This window comes from Thiohalomonas denitrificans (genome assembly GCF_900102855.1).
GTDB lineage: Bacteria > Pseudomonadota > Gammaproteobacteria > Thiohalomonadales > Thiohalomonadaceae > Thiohalomonas > Thiohalomonas denitrificans.
Map to the genome: position 1 here is coordinate 1 of NZ_FMWD01000004.1, position 16369 is coordinate 16369.

Consider the following 16369-nt stretch of genomic DNA (forward strand, 5'->3'; position numbering starts at 1 on the left):
TCGGCCCGCGAGCGTGAACCGTGGCTTATCGCAACCTCGTTGCCCGGCGGAGCGAAGGAAACGAAGGCGGTGCTTGCGGCCTACCGCAAACGGATGAGCATTGAGGAGAACTTTCGCGATACCAAGAGCGAATACTACGGCTTCGGTCTAGAGCGTGCCCGCTCACGCTCGACAGAGCGCTATTCAGTACTGCTGCTGGTCAATGCGCTGGCCATTTTTGTCGCTTGGCTGTTCGGGAAGGCTGCTCGGTCCGAGGGAATTGACCGAGGCTACCAAGCCAATACGGTCCGTTCCCGCGCCGTCCTGTCCTGCGTCTTCCTGGGGCTACGAGTGATCTCGCGGGGCGACATTCAGATGACAACTACAAAGCTACGACAGCTCAGGGCCATTTTCCGGGACCCGGAATTAGCCGTGGCTGCGTGAAATTCGTGGGGATCCCTCAGACTCTGACCCCATTTATCCATGGGCACTGCAGTTTTTCTGGGGCGGTTAACCGCCAGGGACGAGCATCGGCGATAGTCGGGGCTCCGCCTTGATCCTGATGGGTGACTGGTGCGCCTCACTTCGAGGCAGCACGATGTACGAGAACGCGGACGCGTTATCAGGAACTGACGTATCGAAATGACGGGAGATCGTCAGGACCCAACACGCCCTATTGCACGGAGGCGGCTAATGAGTGACCCCATTTATCCTTTGTCCTATTCACCGACGCCCGAACCACTTTTATTGCAGATTTGTCACCAACTCGCTTAATCTCTATAGTGCAATACAAAATATTTCGAAAAAGTAGCCATATGCCATGAAACCTACGCGAGTCCTTCTTAAAAGTGTTCAGGCTAACCGAGAGAAAGTATTCACTGACTCATATACAACGACTTGGCGCGAAATCATAAATCTGTATAAGGATCAAGATATCGTCATCGATCCCGAATACCAACGACTTTTCAGGTGGGATCTTGAACGCCAAACTCAGTTCATAGAGTCACTACTTTTGAATATCCCAACGCCCGCTATCTTCTTTGCGGAAGATGAGAGCGATAAGCTGGAAATAATTGACGGCTTACAGCGAATTAGCACCCTCATTCGCTTCTTCTCAGAAGACATATTCAAAGATCCTGACCTTCGGAATTCAGCTCCAGATGCCGAAGGAGATAATGATCTTAAAAATCCGCTATGCTTGTCCGCAGGGCCAATTCTGGAGGAGCTAGAAGGTTACACCTCAGAGAAAATGCCAAGCCCTTTGCTTAGAAGCATTAAAAATGCACGGGTTCCCGTCATTCTGCTACAGAAAGAATCCGGACCGAAAACAAAGTATCAGGTATTCCAAAGGCTTAATAGAGCCGGCGCAATCTTGGCTGATCAAGAAATACGGAACGCAACAGCTCGACTTTTGGACTCAGATTTCCCAGACAAGCTACGTACGCTTGCAAAGAACAAATCTGTCATAGACGCACTAAAAGTCAGAGACGTAAAACAGAAAGAAATGTACGTGGAAGAACTTCTACTGCGTCTCCTAGCACTTTGTCACTCACCTCATCCCTTCCAAAAAGATTTAGCCTTGTATCTTGACGACTTTATGGAATACGCCGCATCTGGCAATTTCCAGCTGGACAATGAGCGTATGGACACTATTACTCGTACGTTTTCATTGATCTCACAGGTTTACCCAGAAGGAGCCGCATTTAGGTTCGCCGAGACAGGAAAAGGACAGTTCAGTTCAAACCTCTTTGACATAGTAGCCACGGGGGTCTATCGGAACGTCAATAAATTAACATCAGCAAAAGTAAAATCTGGTTATAAAAAGTTGATGAAGGATCCAACGCTCAGTGAGGTGACAGGCGGGGGATCGAATACAAAACGAAAAATGGAAGCCCGAGTTTCCTTAGGCCAAAAATATTTCTCTTATCCATGAATCGACAAGATCTAATCGATGAAATCGAGTTCTCAAAAGATGAATCTAGAGAACTTATAAACCAACTTAATAGGTCCGTTTTTAGGGCACGAAACCCTTCTGTGCGGCTAGCCGCCATACCGATATATTACGCCGCATGGGAGAAATTTTTTAAAGATGCGACAACCACATGCCTAAAAGCAATTCATGCTGCAAATAGTTCCGCGTCTCGTGCACCGGCTGAAACACGAGCGGTTTGGCTGTTAAAAGAGAAGGAATTCTCTAAATTTGTCGATACACTACGCTCGATAATCGACATGTCGTTTGAAGAATCAGAACGACAGAAACAGAAGAACTTCGGACGCAGATTAAGCAAAGGGCTTACGAACAATACAGTTTCGATATTGAAATGGCTTGACGAATGGAACTCCAACAAGCTTCCTCATCACTCCGACCTATCCGAGTTAGTTTTAACATTTTCAAACGTTAACGAAAAAGTCGTAGATATAAACTGTCGGCTTCTTGGAATCAACTCTTCCAAAGATTACAAGGAAGATAAATTTTCCGGACTAAACACACTGTTAGGCACTCGTAACTCTATCGCCCATGGCTCCAATACGTCGGCTCCTGGTATAAGACAAACAAAAGAATTGTCAAAAATTGCCCTAGCAGCAGTCGACAATTATAGTAACGTGACTACCGATTGGCTCCGAAACCAGTGGCAGCATCCACTAGACGGAAGACCGTCACGGTTAATTGGGTACTTTTAGGAAAAAAGTTAATGAATGCCTTGAATGATCGAGTTATCGACATCAAAGCTTTTTGAAGCATAGGACGCTTTCTGTTGCTCGACTGTTAGCCCGATACTTCCTTGCAGACGGATGCATCGCAGCTCTATGCTTGGCCGAAATGAAATCGCCGCGCCTTTCCAAAACCATTCCTTGACTGGAGAGCATCTCGACGACAGTGAGGGGCAAATCATTGTGAAGATCTTTATAATAGGAATCCTGCACAACCAAAGCTGCTCTTCCACCGTGCTTCGTGACTCTTACGATCTCTTTCAGAGATAAAAAGAGGCTTTCGAAATATTGGACGTGACTTTTATAGTAATACGTGCCCGATGCTTTTGAAGGGTGTAACGCGACCATTTTCAGGAAGGAGTTACACGTTTTACCCCATTCTCTATTTGGTTTCGGAACACTGGGACGTACTGTAGGAGTCCCAGTCATCGACCGTCTAAGATTTTCAAAAGACTTTTCTTTCTCAAATCCTAAAACCGCCAATTCTGGGAACGTCGCTACAGCATAGTCAATTCTCGTACAGTAAGGCGGAGAAGTCAGTGTGAAGTCAACCTCATTATCGCTGAGAGGTATATTTTCAGAAGAGCCGATAGCCAGTCTTAAGCTCCTTTCTGCGGCCAAGGGTTGTTCAGCCTCGCCCCTTACCCCATCAATCATCTCTTCTACTTGCCTACGGAAGAGGCGGTGTATTGTTTCACACCTCGGTCTCAAACGATTCCCTGGCCTAGTCGAAAATTTAATCCACGTGGGGTTAGTTGGAATAAATGGCTCTAATAGAATTCGGACTGCCTTAAATAAAGCGGTATAAAAGAAGGCAGCAAGGTCAGAAAGTGCATCAACGTTTTCGGGATCGGTCATCGGCAACCTTTCAAGATTACCGATCAAGAGTAGTTGAATCGCTGACTCTACCCTTCTGATTTCTTTAACCGAGTTTGGAACAAACCAAATAGACAGTGGGTCAGCAGGACCCATTTCGTCGTAGCTATTGGATATAGCCTTCCTTAAAATATCGTCTCCCAAGGGGGATAAGCTGTTTGCTTCGCGGGCATTTAACGAACGCGCTTTAGCAGCGACTATCATAGCCGGATTAATATCTAACCCGACCGAGTTATGGCCAAGTGCATATGCCGCTGCAGTTGTAGTACCGGCGCCGTTCCAAGGATCGAAAACAGTAGCCTTGCCAGACAGGCGAGCGGACGCAATTAGTTCTCTTGCGAAATGCCCCGAAAATCCTGCGTAATAGCGGTACCAAGCCTCACGACCAGTAGCTTGCTTGACCTGTTTCGGATTTGTTATACAAATTTCAGTTTTCATTCGCTTTAGCTTCGCCGGCGTGTATTTTCTTCGCATTTTGTAGTCTGCCGTGAACCCTTTAGATATAAAAACTTGTCCGAGAATGGCCGAGTTATTTAGCGAACTCCATTAAAAAACGGCACCCCCGTACCCAAGGATGCCGTTCTCTTCTACCACGCCCATCCCTAGGCATCAAATCCGTTGTTAGGCCAAGGCTATTGATCCCCCTCTCCCTAACCCTCTCCCGGAGGGAGAGGGAACCGGGTTCAGGCCTTAGCCTTACCCTTCTTCTTGCTCCTCGCCAACCGCGAATGCAGCCTCCGCGCCAGCTCCCCAAACAACTCCGTCTGCGTCGGATGCGGATGAATCGCCTTACCGACCTGTTCCAGGGTCAGCTCGCCCGCGACCATCATCACCGCCTCCCCCACCAGGGTGTCCGCATGGTCGGCCAGCAGATGGACCCCGATGATCCGCTCGGAGGCCTTGTCGGCGATGATCTTGATGAGGCCGTGCTGCTCGTTGTTGATCATCGCCTTGGCGTCGATGCTCATGGGCACCTTGACCTCGACGGCGTCGATGCCCTTTGCCTTGGCCTGCTCGACGGAGAGGCCGACGAAGGCGGCTTCCGGGCGGGTGAAGATAACGCCGGAGTCCTTGGCCTCGTCGTAGGTCATGTCCTCGCCAAGGATGGTGTGGGCCGCGACCCGGCCCTGGGTGCCGGCGGTATGCGCCAGCATCAGGCCGCCGATGACGTCGCCCACGGCGAAGATGTGCGGCACAGAGGTGCGGCAGCGGTTGTCGGCCTTAATGACACCGTCCTCGGTGGCCACGCCGGCGTTGTCGAGCTTGAGCGGCTCGAGTGTCGGGCGCTTGCCGGTGGCCATGATGACGTAGTCGCAGTCGAAGGTGTGCTCGCCCTCGCCATCCTCGTAGACCAGCTTCATCTTGCCGGGCTTGCCCTTCATGGACTTGGTGGCCGCATTGGTCTTGATGGTGAGGTTCGGGTCCTCCTCCAGCACGGCGGTGAGGTTTTTGGCCACTTCCGGCTCGACCTCGGCCAGGACGCGCTCGTGGCGCTCCAGCAGCAGCACTTCGGTGCCGAAGTCCTGGAAGATCTGGGCCATCTCCATGCCGATGGCGCCGCCGCCGATGACGCCCAGCTTTTTGGGCGGTTTCGGCAGGAACCAGACGGTGTCGGAGGTGAGCACGCCGCCGCTCTGCACGCCTTCGCGGGCGCCCGGGATGGGCGGCACGAAGGGCGGTGCGCCGGTGGCGATGACCGCGCAGCCGAAGGTGATGTGCCTGCCTTCGGAGTCGTCGCCCTTCACGGCGCGGGCATGCGGGTCCTTCTCCAGGTGCGACTGGTCGACGAAGACGCGGTGATCGGTCTCGAACCAGGCGTAGCCCTGAACGATGTCGATCTTCACACCCTTGTCGGTGTTGAGCGCCATCTTGCCGCGCTCCTCCAGCACCCAGCGGCGGGTCTTCTCGAGCTGGGCCCAGTCGAGCTTGGCATCAGTGGTATTCATGATGCCGAGGTGGGCGTCCTCGGCCCGGTCGCGGATGCGATCGGCCGCGGCGCGCCACGCCTTGGAGGGGATGCAGCCGCGCCACAGACACTCGCCACCCGGGAACGGGGAGTCGTTGATCATGGCGACCTTGAGGCCGTTGCCGGTGAGGTCGCGAGCACAGTCTTCGCCGCCCGGGCCGCCGCCGATAACCACCACGTCGTAGTCCCAGGCACCCTCGGGAATGGCCGGACCGGTGGGGCCCATCCACTGCTCGGGCTCCTCGATCATGGACTTCAGGGTGTTGAGGAACAGGGCCACCTCGGCGCCGTTGACCACGCGGTGGTCGGCGGTAACGGTCAGGGGCATGCCCTGCTCGCCCGCCGCGGCGATGGCCAGGATGGCTGCGGTGCCCGGAGTGGGGATGGCGTCGAAATGCGGAACGCCCAGCATGCCCATGTTGGAGACCATGAACGTCGGGTTGGCGTACTCCTCGGGTGCGAGGCGGCGCTTGCGGGCGCGATCCACCAACCCCTTCCAGGACTCGTGCAGCGTCTCGACATCGTTGGATTCGCAGTGGCGCAGCACCGGCACCACCAAGCCGCCGCCCTCGGCGGAGACGGCCATGCCGATGTCCACCTGATCACGCTCGACCAGCCGGTCCACCGGCTGGTAGGCCCAGTTGACGCTCGGGTGTTTCTTAATTGCCTCGGCGCAGGCCTTGGCGATGGCCACCGTGACCGACACGCCCTTCTTCTTCGCCGCCTTGATCAGCGCGCCCGGCCGGGCGTACTGGGTGACGTGGAAGGTGGGCATGGTGAGCGAGGCGGTCATGGAGTGGCTGACCGCCTTCTCCATTGAGGTCATCTTGCGGCCTTCGCCCGGCACCTGGATCTCCGGCATGATATGGGCCGGGACCTGATCGACGACTTCCTTGGGACGCTGCACGGGTTGGGCGCGGCGTACGTCGTCGGCGGTGATTTCGCCGTCCGGGCCGGTGCCCTTGACGTTGTTCAGATTGACCTGCAGCGAGGCAGCCAGCTTGCGGGCATACGGTGTGGCGTATTTGTTGTCGGGTCGCTTGGCCGGGGTGACACCCTCCATCGCCCTGGCCGACGGAACCGGCGCGGCGGGCGCGGGTTGCGATGGTGTTGGCGGCGCGGCCGCTTCGGCTTTGGCGGGTGCTGCAGCGCCGGCCTTGGCGGTGGCGTCCACCACCTGATCCTTGCTGTCGACCAGATAGCACATGGGCTGTCCCACCGGCACCGTGGAATCGACCTCGGCAATGGGACCGGAAAGGAAGCCCTCGCGGAACACCTCGACGTCCATGATGGCCTTGTCGGTCTCCACCTGGGCGATGATGTCGCCGCGGGAAATGGCGTCACCGATCTGCTTCTCCCAGCCCACCACTACACCTTCGGTCATGGTGTCGGAGAGCTGCGGCATGTTGATGGTGTGCGAGGCTCCGTCGGGAGCGGCGACATCTACGACCGGTGCCTCGGCTTCAGGAGTGGGCACTTCGACTTCCGACTCGCCCTTCACCTCGGCCTCTTCCGCGCCGGCAGGCACTTCGGCTTCGGCGCCCTGGACTTCCTCCGCGGAGGCAACCAGATAGCAAATGGGTTCGCCGACGGGTACGGTGGCATCCACCGGCGCGATGGGACCGGAGAGGAAGCCCTCGCGGAACACCTCCACGTCCATAATCGCCTTGTCGGTCTCGACCGTTGCGACGATGTCACCGCGCTCGATCCGGTCGCCGATATTCTTCTCCCAGCTCACCAGGACACCTTCGGTCATGGTGTCGGAGAGCTGGGGCATTTTGATCACTAAGGGTTCTGCCATGGCTTAAAACCTTTTTACCGCAAAGGACGCAAAGGATCGCAAAGTGAAAGCCATGATCTTTGAGACTTGGCGTTCCTTCGCGTCCTTCGCGGTTAATATTGTTATTTGCCGAACATCTTCAGGACGCCATTCACCACATCCTGGGCGTTGGGAATGGAGGCCTTCTCGAGAGTGCGGTTGTACGGGATGGGCACATTTTTGGCTGATACCCGCATGGGCGGTGCATCCAGTTCGAAGAAGCACTCTTCGTTGATGATGGCCATCACCTCGGAGCCGACGCCGACGGCGGGTTCCGCCTCTTCGGCGATCACGGCGCGGTGGGTCTTGTTCACCGAGTTTTTGATGCCTTCCCGATCGAGCGGACTGAGGGCGTAGAGGTCCACCACTTCGGCCTCGATGCCGTGCTGCCTGGAAAGGATATCGGCCGCCTGCAGCGCCCAGTGGACGGAGATGTTGTAGGCGAAGATGGTGACATCGCTACCTTCGCGGGCCACTTCCGAACCCTCGAGCGGATGGAAGTATTCATCGTCGGGGACGACGTCCTTCATGTTGTACATCAACTCGTGCTCGTTGATGAACACGGGATCATTGCAGCGCACGGCGGACTTGATCAGGCCATAGGCCTGTCTCGGGTTCGACGGCGTAACCACGCGCAGGCCGACAATACCCATGAAGACCTTCTCCATGCGCGCCGAGTGCTGGGCGCCCAGCTGGTGGGCGGTGCCGCCCGGCGAGCGGATGACCACCGGCGCTTCCAGCTGACCGCCGGACATGTAGCGCACCTTGGCGGCGGTGTTGACGATCTGGTCGGTCGCCAGCCAGGCGAAGTTCACCGACATGATCTCGATGATGGGGCGCACTCCCAGGAAAGAGGCGCCGATGCCGAGACCGGTGTAGCCGTTTTCAGAGATAGGGGTATCGATCACCCGCTCCGCACCATATTTGTCGTAGAGGCCCTGGGTCGCCTTGTAGGTACCGCCGGCGACGCCGATGTCCTCGCCCATGGCGATCACCATCGGGTCACGAGCCATCTCTTCGTCGTGGGCGCGGCGGATCGCCTCCCAATACATCAATTCGGCCATTACTGCGCCCCTCCTTTCACCCACGGATCGTTCTCGGCCAGCACATACTTCTCCAGCTCCTCGAGCTTCGGCTCCGGAGACTGCTCGGCAAAGGGGATCACCTCATGATCGATCTGATCGATGATCTCCTTGTCCATGGACTGGAAGTCATCGTCGCTGAGCTCACCGGCCTTGATCAGACGCTCCTTGAGGATGTTGATGGGATCGCGCTGCTGCCAGATGTCCTGCTCCTCCTTGGTCCGGTAGGCGCCTGCATCGGACATGGAGTGGCCGCGGTAGCGGTACGTGCACAGTTCCAGGAGATAGGGACCCTTGCCGGAGCGAACATGGTCGACCGCCTTCTTGGCCGCCTTGTGGACCGCCTCGATATCCTGGCCGTCGGCCTGGGCCGCTTCGATACCGTAGCCACAGGCGCGCTTGTACTGCTCCTGCACCGCGGTGGAGCGCTCGATGCGGGTACCAATGCCGTAGAGGTTGTTTTCACACACATACAGCACCGGCAGCTCCCAGACGGCCGCCATGTTCAGCGCCTCGTGGAAGGAACCCTGGTTGTTGGCGGCATCGCCCAGGAAGCAGATGGAGATCTCGTCCCCCCCCTGCATCTTGATGGCCTTGCCAATGCCCGCAGCCAGCGGGAAAGGTCCGCCCACCAGTGCGTAGCCACCCATGAAGCGGTGCCCGGCATCAAAAATGTGCATGGAGCCACCCCGCCCCTTGCTGGAGCCGGTCTCCTTGCCATACAGCTCCGCCATGACCTCTTTCGGGTCGGCGCCGCACAGGATGGCGTGCACGTGGTCACGATAGCCGGTGATCACATAGTCGTGACCCGGTTTGGCCGCTTCCATCACACCGTGGGCACAAGCCTCCTGGCCCGGATACAGGTGAAGGAAACCGCCAATTTTACGTTCAACGTATGCTTCGTAACATCGTTCTTCGAAGCGCCGCGCGTACAACATCTCGCGCAGCAGCCTTTTTTTGTCCGCGGCGTTCATGCGCGCTCCTTACAAGACTCTTCGACAATGGTGTTAGGGCCTGAAACCCGGCTGGAATACGGCACACGGCGGGGCCGTGCCCCATCGCCGTACAATGCAGGAGTTGTCCGAGAACAGGCTCCTGGACCGGGATTCCCCTGGTGGCGTCCGCGTTGACCGCGGCTTCAGGTTACGGGCGAGACCGGTTTATTCTGGCATATCCGGCCTGACCCCTGTTTGAATCAGCGCGCCATGATCGGACTTTTACAAATGCAGGTCAAGCGAAGCCAAACCATGAAAATTATAACTATTGAAAAACTAAATACTTACTATTGACAGGCTTAAAGATCGCAATGGCAGCCCACCTAACTTGCGGATAGGAGGCCCACCCTCGGCGTGATTGGGCTACTATCGAATCGCGGCCGGGGGTACCCCTCCCGTTTTCAACAAACGGGCGGGAAACAAGGTGATAAACTACTGCGCCCAGTGGACAATAGTCCCCGAGACGTCTCAATCGCCAACTCATACCGAGCACTCATGAGCGAACAAAACTACCGAACCGAACGCGACAGCATGGGCGAACTTCAGGTACCCGCTGACGCCCTGTACGGTGCCCAGACCCAGCGCGCCGTGGCCAATTTTCCCATCAGCGGACAGCCGCTTCCCGATTCGCTGATCCAGGCGCTGGGACGGGTGAAGGCCGCCTGTGCGCGGGTCAACGCCGAACTGAACCTGCTGGAGGCCGACATCGCCGATGCAATCTTCACCTCCGCGATGGAGATTGCCGAAGGGAGCCATAGCGCGCACTTCCCGGTGGATGTGTTTCAGACCGGTTCCGGCACCTCCTCCAACATGAACGCCAATGAGGTGATCGCCCATCTGGCTTCCTCACGTCTCGGCCGGCCAGTGCATCCCAACGACCACGTCAACATGGGGCAGAGCTCCAATGACGTCTTTCCCACCGCAATGGCGGTGGCCGCGGGCATCGCCGTCCATGACCGCCTGCTGCCGGCGCTGCGTCATCTGGGACAGATTATCCGCACGCGGGCCGAGGAGCTGGACGGCATCACCAAGACCGGACGCACCCACCTGATGGATGCCATGCCCATCCGGCTCGGTCAGGAACTGGGCGGCTGGGCGTCACAGGTGTCGCACGCCGCAGAGCGCATCGAGGGAAGCCTGCCCCGTCTGGCCGCCCTGCCAATCGGCGGCACCGCCGTGGGCACCGGCATCAACACCCATCCGGAGTTCGGGCCGCGGGTCGCCAAGCTGCTGGCGCGGGAGACCGGCGTCTTCTTCCGCGACACCTACAACTATTTCGAGGGTCTCTCCAGCCAGGACGCCTCGGTGGAGATGAGCGGCCAGATGAAGGCTGCCGCCGTTATGCTGATGAAGATCAGCAACGATCTGCGCTGGATGAACTCCGGACCGCTGGCCGGCCTGGGCGAGATCGCCCTGCCCGCCCTGCAACCGGGCAGCTCGATCATGCCGGGCAAAGTCAATCCGGTGATCCCGGAGGCGGTCGCCATGGGGTGCGCCCAGGTCATCGGCAACGACACGGCGATTACCGTGGGCGGCCAGTCGGGCAACTTCCAGCTGAATGTCATGCTGCCGATGATCGCCCGTAACCTGCTGGAGAGCAGCGAACTGCTGGCCAACGGCGCCCGCGTGCTGGCGGACAAGGCCATCGCCGGGTTTACGGTCAACGAGGAGAATCTGCGCGAAGCGCTGGACCGCAACCCCATCCTGATCACCGCACTCAACCGGGTAATCGGCTATGAACAGGGCGCCGCCATCGCCAAGCAGGCCTACGCCGAAGCCCGCCCTGTGCTTGAAGTGGCGCTGGAACAGACCGACCTCACCGAAGAGGAACTCAGAAAGCTGCTGGATCCCGCCAGACTGACCTACGGCGGGTTGGAATAGAACCCCTCCGTATAAACTGGCGAATCGCGCCGGGGGCGGCCCTCCTACCCGGCGTCCGCTATTCCCGGTAGGAGGGCCGCCCCGGCGCGATAGCCGTTCGTGACGAAATCGCTGCGGGGACACCTTTTTCGAAACGGGATTCAACCCCGTGTGCCCCGTGCTCCCCGTGTTTAGTCCCTATCACCACCCGGCAACAGCTGAACCGTACCGGAGATGGTTACCGAAACGGTCGACTCCCCGCCCTTGACCGCCGGTGGAGCGGCGGCGCGTTCGGCCATGGCTTCCATCCGGTAGACGGGCCCGGGTCCGTTGCCTCGGGTGTTGATGTTCAACTGCACGATGCGCCAGCCGCCGGCTCCCAGGTTTTTCCGTACCCGTTCGGCGCGAATCTTGAACGCGTTCAAGGCATCGTCGATGAGTTCGTTCTCCGCTGCGCGGCGGGTCTCTTCCGAGACCTCGAAGCCCATGGACTGAACCTGGATCCTCTCCTGCAACTGCCCCACCAGGCTGCTCAGTGCCGTAAAATTATCACTCTCCAGCTGCAGGCTCTGCACAGCGCGCCAGTGGGTCAGGGTGCCCTTTTGGTAAACAGGCTGGGTGCGGTAGCCGCCGGTTTCCCCCGTCACGCCTTCGAAGTTTTCAAGCCGCTCCAGGGCCCATCGCATGGTCTGGTTGATGCGCTCCGCCAGTCGCGCGGGGTCGCTGCCCTCCTCCTGCACGGCGAGCACCGCCCGCATACGGTCATTTTCCACTTCCCGGGAGGCCTCGGCCTGGAGCGACACGCGATCGAAAACGGCCTCATCATCAGCCGCCGCGACTCCTGTCATCATCACCAGCAATAGAAGGAACCAGCGCATTGACATGTTTATCCTTTCTCTATCGATTGTTGGATTGCTTCGTCGCCAAGGCCTCCAAGAACTTGCCGGGCCACCCCTTGCATTCAAACCACGGGGAGCACGGGGCGCACGGGGAGAAAAAACCCGAACAACTCGTTTTTACCCCGTGGTCCCCGTGTACCCCGTGGTTATCAGTTCTTCAGTGATTCGGAGGCCGCGCAGCGGCGGGAGGGGCTCTGTTATCCCTCAGAATCGGTGGTCCGCTCCTCATGCAGGTTGTAGCCGTCCATCTCCAGGTTGAGCGCCACCAGCCGGGGGCCGATCAATTCGACCGTACCCTCTTGACGCCTTTCCGAAAGCTGGGTGAATTCGAAACGATAGATACGCCGCCAGCGCATGCGGCCGTCGCGATCACGGGCCGGCCGCATGCGGTCCAGTACCACAGTCTCATCCAGCAACTGCAACCCATCCCGCCGGCAGGCGCGGCGCACCGCTGCAATCGCCGCCTCGCGCGCCCGCATTCCTGCGGCCCAAAGGGCAATCACACCCGCCAAAGCTGCTATCAAGCCGATTTCCATGCCGCCACTTTACCCGTTGGCGGCCGCGACCGAAATCACTGGTGTACTGTTGCATGCTTGGCGGTGCTTTCAGCGAGTCGCTGGCCGGCCAAATGCAAGGCGCGTTTCGCAGGGAATGGCGCGCCCTTTCCAAGAAACGCAACGCCGCAGATGGCCGGCCAGCGGCTCGCCCAAAGGGAGCCCCCCAAAAACGCCATGACGGCGTTGCAGCGCTTGACAAGGGAATAACCATTGCCTGCGCGCCGCGCCTTGTCCTGACGTTTTTGGGGGGCTCTGAAAGTATCGCCAAGCATGCAACAGTACACTAACTAGTGCCGCCAGTTCCCGAACGGATGCTCATACACCTCGTCGACGCAGGCTTCCTCCAATACCGGGCGATAACGTTCACACTCGGCACGGCGACAGCGCAGCATGAGTACGTATTCACCGTTTTCGATGGCCGTATGCAGACGATCCAGTTCCTGTTCGGGTACACCAGCGCTGCGCATGGCGGTGGCCAGATGCGACACAGCACCGGCGCCGGCCATGGCGCCCCCGCCTCCGGCGGCTCCTGCCGCAGCACCGGCCAGGGCATCGACAACCGGCCCCGCGGCCGCGATGAACCCGAGGCCAGGCACCACAAACAGTCCGGCGGCACCCGCCAGCAGCCCCCAGATGCCGCCCCAAAATGCGCCCAGCTTGCCCCATCCCCGCATCCTTTCGCCGGAGGTGCGGTAATAGATGCCCAACGGATCATCACCCACCGCTGCCGGCCGCCCGAGCATGGAGATCATGTCCATGGGGTAATCGTGCTCGATCAACGCCTCCACCGCCCCACTTGCACGGTCGGGCTCGGCAAAACGGGCGATCAATACCCGCTCGGCAGCCTCCTGCTCACTCATGATATCCACTCCCGTCGGTGGTTTACCGAAGTCTAGTCTCCAGTTTGACCGGACCACGCAAAGCGCGGCACTGCCCGTCAGGGGAGATCGAACAGCAGCAATTCGGTGGAATCGGCAGCTGCGGTGAAGGAGACAGACGCGAGCCCTTCCACTTTTGCCGCGTCGCCCTCTTCCAGGAGCTTGCCGTCGAGTTCAAGTCGGCCCGTAGCCAGTTGCAGGTAGACCCGGCGTCCCGCGGCAATCTCATAATCGATGCCCTGGCCCGGAGAGAGCAGCGTGGCGTAGAGGGATACGTCCTGATGGATCCGGACGGAACCGGCCCGGCCGTCCGGCGAGACCAGCAGCCGCAGATGGCGGCGCTTTTCATCATCGGAGAAATACGCCTGCTGATACTCCGGTTGCAACCCCTTGCTACTCGGAAACAGCCAGATTTGAAACAGGTGCGTCGACTCCCGCTCCGAGGGATTCCGTTCGCTGTGGCGGATCCCCTGCCCGGCAGTCATACACTGCAGATCACCGCGGCGCATCTGGTAGCGGTGCCCAAGACTGTCCTGGTGCTCGAGAACACCGTCAAGGAGATAGGTGACGATCTCCATGTCTCCGTGCGGGTGTTCCGGAAAACCGGCGCCGGGGGCCAGGAGGTCTTCGTTAAGGACCCGCAGGACCGAGAACCGGACGTGAGCCGGATCATGATAATCAGCGAACGAGAAGCCGAACCGGCTGTCAATTCCGTTGCCTGCTGCCCGGCCACGCTCTTCGGACCTGCGTAGCGTGATCATGCGATACTCCATTGCTTCGGGACGACCCCGTGCCGTGGCATAATGGGCAACATGCCTTCGTGATCACCACCGCACGGTTTTTAAAACTTCTAGCATAGAAACGCCATGACTCGCCTGACCCTTTCCCGCCCCGATGACCTGCATCTCCACCTGCGCGATGCCGAAGCGCTGCCAGTGGTGGTGCCCCATAGCGCCGAACGCTTCGGGCGCGCCATCGTCATGCCCAACCTCAATCCGCCGGTGACCACCACCGCACAGGCGACCGCCTATCGGCAACGCATCCTGGCCAGCGTGCCGGCGGGGCAAGACTTCACGCCCCTGATGACGCTTTACCTCACCGACAACACCCTGCCGGAGACAGTCGCAGAGGCCGCGCAGAGCGGCGCAGTCCACGCGGTAAAACTGTATCCGGCCGGCGCGACCACCAACTCCGATTCGGGCGTAACGGATATCGGCAAGGCCGATGCGGCCCTGTCGGAAATGGCCGCGGCCGGCCTGCCGCTGCTGGTGCATGGCGAGGTGACCGATCCGGCGGTCGATATCTTCGATCGAGAGCGGGTTTTCATCGAACAGGTGCTTGCGCCACTCCTGGAGCGCCACCCGGACCTCAAGGTCGTCATGGAGCACATCACCACGCGCGAAGCAGTGGAGTTCGTGAAGCGTGCAGGAGCCAACGTCGCCGCTACGGTTACGCCGCATCATCTGCTGATGAACCGCAACGCACTACTGGCGGGCGGTATTCGGCCACACCACTACTGCCTGCCGGTGCTGAAGCGCGAAAGTCATCGCGAAGCCCTGCTGGAGGCGTCCACTTCCGGGAATCCCCGATTCTTTCTGGGCACCGACAGTGCTCCGCATGCCAGGGGTGCCAAGGAGACTGCCTGCGGCTGCGCCGGCATCTACTCCGCCCACGCCGCCCTGGAACTCTATACGGAAGCCTTCGAGCAGGCCGGCGCCCTGGATCGGCTCGAGGCGTTCGCGGCGCATTACGGAGCGGACTTCTACGGCCTGCCGCGCAATAGCGGCAGTGTGACCCTTGAGAAATCCGAATGGCGGGTACCGGAAAGCTATGCCTTCGGCGGGGACCACCTGGTGCCCCTGCGGGCCGGCGAGACAGTGGCCTGGCGGCTGGTTTCGGACTAACGCAAAGGGTGCAGTCTACAGTTGCACCGACCCTTTTTCGGGACCGCGACACGGCGCATGGTGAATGCGTCCACATAGTGATCGATTTGATCGCGAGTCCCACAACGATCCGTTAAGCTGAAATGATATGAGTGAACCCAAGCAGCCGAAAATCGCCGATCGCTTTCGCGGTTTCCTGCCGGTCGTGGTCGATGTCGAGACCGCCGGCTTCAATTCAAAAACCGATGCGCTGCTGGAGATAGCGGCAGTGTTACTGCACATGGATGATGAAGGCTGCCTGCAACCCGGGGAGACAGTAAGTGCTCACGTGGAGCCGTTCGCCGGCGCCAATCTGGACCAGCGCTCGCTCGACTTCCTTGGCATCGATCCCTTCCACCCCTTCCGTTTCGCGGTTCCCGAAAAAGAGGCTCTGGACAAGGTGTTTGCCCCCATTCGGAAAGAGGTGAAGCGCCAGGAGTGCAGTCGTGCCATTCTGGTAGGCCATAACCCCTTTTTCGATCTGGGTTTTCTGAAGGAGGCCGTCCGGCGGGTGAAGTGCAAGAAAAACCCCTTCCACGCCTTCAGCACCTTTGACACCGCAACCCTCGGGGGCCTGGCCTTTGGACAGACCGTCCTGGCCCGGGCTGTCAAGGCCGCCGGCCACGAATGGGACAACGAAGCCGCCCATTCAGCCGCCTACGACGCCGAACAGACCGCCAAGCTGTTTTGTGCAGTGGTCAACCGCTGGCAGACGCTGGAGGGAAACCTGGTGGTTTCCCCTGCCCCGGACACGGAAACCTCTTCATAACGTCGCCCGACCGGGAAATCGCCGCGAGGGCGCGCCTCCTACCCGTTCAGTGCCT

Annotated in this window: 14 protein-coding genes and 1 pseudogene; 6 read left to right on the forward strand and 9 right to left on the reverse strand. The window is 59.0% G+C overall.

The annotated features are described in order from the left end of the window. The 3 genes and pseudogenes from BLP65_RS06710 to BLP65_RS16645 form a co-directional block, all read left to right on the forward strand. A pseudogene (locus BLP65_RS06710) lies at positions 1-423 on the forward strand (IS4 family transposase); the annotation flags it as partial. 376 nt (positions 424-799) lie between these two features. Next, on the forward strand, positions 800-1912 hold the full coding sequence (locus BLP65_RS06715; RefSeq protein WP_092994413.1) for a DUF262 domain-containing protein: 1113 nt from the start codon (positions 800-802) through the stop codon (positions 1910-1912). Further along, the gene (locus BLP65_RS16645; RefSeq protein WP_139181442.1) at positions 1909-2661 is read left to right on the forward strand and encodes an MAE_28990/MAE_18760 family HEPN-like nuclease; all 753 of its coding nucleotides are present in this window, start codon (positions 1909-1911) and stop codon (positions 2659-2661) included. Before BLP65_RS06715 ends, BLP65_RS16645 begins: the two co-directional genes overlap by 4 nt. Positions 2662-2703: 42 nt before the next feature. On the opposite strand, the gene BLP65_RS16650 is transcribed toward BLP65_RS16645, so the two are convergent. From BLP65_RS16650 to pdhA, 4 genes are all read right to left on the reverse strand, one after another. Further along, complete coding sequence (locus tag BLP65_RS16650; RefSeq protein ID WP_139181443.1) at positions 2704-4005, reverse strand: DNA methylase; 1302 nt, start codon at positions 4003-4005, stop codon at positions 2704-2706. Positions 4006-4250: 245 nt separating this feature from the next. Beyond that, positions 4251-7334, reverse strand: coding sequence for an FAD-dependent oxidoreductase (locus BLP65_RS06720; protein WP_092994416.1), 3084 nt, complete (start codon positions 7332-7334; stop codon positions 4251-4253). A gap of 101 nt (positions 7335-7435) precedes the next feature. After that, on the reverse strand, positions 7436-8416 hold the full coding sequence (locus BLP65_RS06725) for an alpha-ketoacid dehydrogenase subunit beta (RefSeq protein ID WP_092994418.1): 981 nt from the start codon (positions 8414-8416) through the stop codon (positions 7436-7438). Beyond that, a complete protein-coding gene (gene pdhA, locus BLP65_RS06730; RefSeq protein WP_092994421.1) occupies positions 8416-9408 on the reverse strand; it encodes a pyruvate dehydrogenase (acetyl-transferring) E1 component subunit alpha in 993 nt (330 codons plus the stop codon). Before pdhA ends, BLP65_RS06725 begins: the two co-directional genes overlap by 1 nt. A gap of 516 nt (positions 9409-9924) precedes the next feature. Between pdhA and BLP65_RS06735 the strand changes: the two genes are divergently transcribed. Continuing rightward, positions 9925-11310 carry a class II fumarate hydratase gene (locus BLP65_RS06735; protein WP_092994424.1) on the forward strand — a complete coding sequence of 462 codons (1386 nt, stop codon included), beginning with the start codon at positions 9925-9927 and terminating at the stop codon, positions 11308-11310. A gap of 170 nt (positions 11311-11480) precedes the next feature. Here BLP65_RS06735 and BLP65_RS06740 read toward each other — a convergent pair whose 3' ends face one another. The 5 genes from BLP65_RS06740 to BLP65_RS06760 all read right to left on the reverse strand — a co-directional run bounded on the left by BLP65_RS06740 (position 11481) and on the right by BLP65_RS06760 (position 14384). Then, positions 11481-12167: an SIMPL domain-containing protein gene (locus tag BLP65_RS06740; protein WP_175452475.1), complete on the reverse strand. Its 687-nt coding sequence runs from the start codon at positions 12165-12167 to the stop codon at positions 11481-11483. A 218-nt stretch (positions 12168-12385) separates the two neighbouring features. Next, positions 12386-12724: a DUF3301 domain-containing protein gene (locus tag BLP65_RS06745; protein ID WP_092994430.1), complete on the reverse strand. Its 339-nt coding sequence runs from the start codon at positions 12722-12724 to the stop codon at positions 12386-12388. Between the two features lie 35 nt (positions 12725-12759). Continuing rightward, complete coding sequence (locus tag BLP65_RS17060) at positions 12760-13017, reverse strand: hypothetical protein (RefSeq protein ID WP_217631923.1); 258 nt, start codon at positions 13015-13017, stop codon at positions 12760-12762. A gap of 15 nt (positions 13018-13032) precedes the next feature. After that, positions 13033-13605, reverse strand: coding sequence for a hypothetical protein (locus BLP65_RS06755; protein ID WP_092994436.1), 573 nt, complete (start codon positions 13603-13605; stop codon positions 13033-13035). A 77-nt stretch (positions 13606-13682) separates the two neighbouring features. Continuing rightward, entirely contained in the window at positions 13683-14384 is a 702-nt protein-coding gene (locus BLP65_RS06760; RefSeq protein ID WP_092994439.1) for a pirin family protein, read from the reverse strand. Between the two features lie 105 nt (positions 14385-14489). On the opposite strand from BLP65_RS06760, the gene pyrC reads away from it, so the two are divergent. Further along, the gene (gene pyrC, locus BLP65_RS06765) at positions 14490-15527 is read left to right on the forward strand and encodes a dihydroorotase (protein WP_092994442.1); all 1038 of its coding nucleotides are present in this window, start codon (positions 14490-14492) and stop codon (positions 15525-15527) included. Positions 15528-15654: 127 nt separating this feature from the next. Continuing rightward, the gene (rnt, locus tag BLP65_RS06770; protein WP_092994444.1) at positions 15655-16314 is read left to right on the forward strand and encodes a ribonuclease T; all 660 of its coding nucleotides are present in this window, start codon (positions 15655-15657) and stop codon (positions 16312-16314) included. Positions 16315-16369 lie beyond the last annotated feature (55 nt).

Excerpts from the sequence above, each read along its gene's own strand:
- BLP65_RS06745 (WP_092994430.1), bottom strand. The coding sequence starts at position 12,724 with ATGGAAATCGGCTTGATAGCAGCTTTGGCGGGTGTGATTGCCCTTTGG.
- BLP65_RS16650 (WP_139181443.1), bottom strand. The coding sequence starts at position 4,005 with ATGAAAACTGAAATTTGTATAACAAATCCGAAACAGGTCAAGCAAGCT.
- pdhA (WP_092994421.1), bottom strand. The coding sequence starts at position 9,408 with ATGAACGCCGCGGACAAAAAAAGGCTGCTGCGCGAGATGTTGTACGCG.
- rnt (WP_092994444.1), top strand. The coding sequence starts at position 15,655 with ATGAGTGAACCCAAGCAGCCGAAAATCGCCGATCGCTTTCGCGGTTTC.
- BLP65_RS17060 (WP_217631923.1), bottom strand. The coding sequence starts at position 13,017 with ATGCTTGGCGATACTTTCAGAGCCCCCCAAAAACGTCAGGACAAGGCG.
- BLP65_RS06715 (WP_092994413.1), top strand. The coding sequence starts at position 800 with ATGAAACCTACGCGAGTCCTTCTTAAAAGTGTTCAGGCTAACCGAGAG.
- BLP65_RS06760 (WP_092994439.1), bottom strand. The coding sequence starts at position 14,384 with ATGATCACGCTACGCAGGTCCGAAGAGCGTGGCCGGGCAGCAGGCAAC.
- BLP65_RS06720 (WP_092994416.1), bottom strand. The coding sequence starts at position 7,334 with ATGGCAGAACCCTTAGTGATCAAAATGCCCCAGCTCTCCGACACCATG.
- pyrC (WP_092994442.1), top strand. The coding sequence starts at position 14,490 with ATGACTCGCCTGACCCTTTCCCGCCCCGATGACCTGCATCTCCACCTG.
- BLP65_RS16645 (WP_139181442.1), top strand. The coding sequence starts at position 1,909 with ATGAATCGACAAGATCTAATCGATGAAATCGAGTTCTCAAAAGATGAA.
- BLP65_RS06755 (WP_092994436.1), bottom strand. The coding sequence starts at position 13,605 with ATGAGTGAGCAGGAGGCTGCCGAGCGGGTATTGATCGCCCGTTTTGCC.
- BLP65_RS06735 (WP_092994424.1), top strand. The coding sequence starts at position 9,925 with ATGAGCGAACAAAACTACCGAACCGAACGCGACAGCATGGGCGAACTT.
- BLP65_RS06725 (WP_092994418.1), bottom strand. The coding sequence starts at position 8,416 with ATGGCCGAATTGATGTATTGGGAGGCGATCCGCCGCGCCCACGACGAA.
- BLP65_RS06740 (WP_175452475.1), bottom strand. The coding sequence starts at position 12,167 with ATGCGCTGGTTCCTTCTATTGCTGGTGATGATGACAGGAGTCGCGGCG.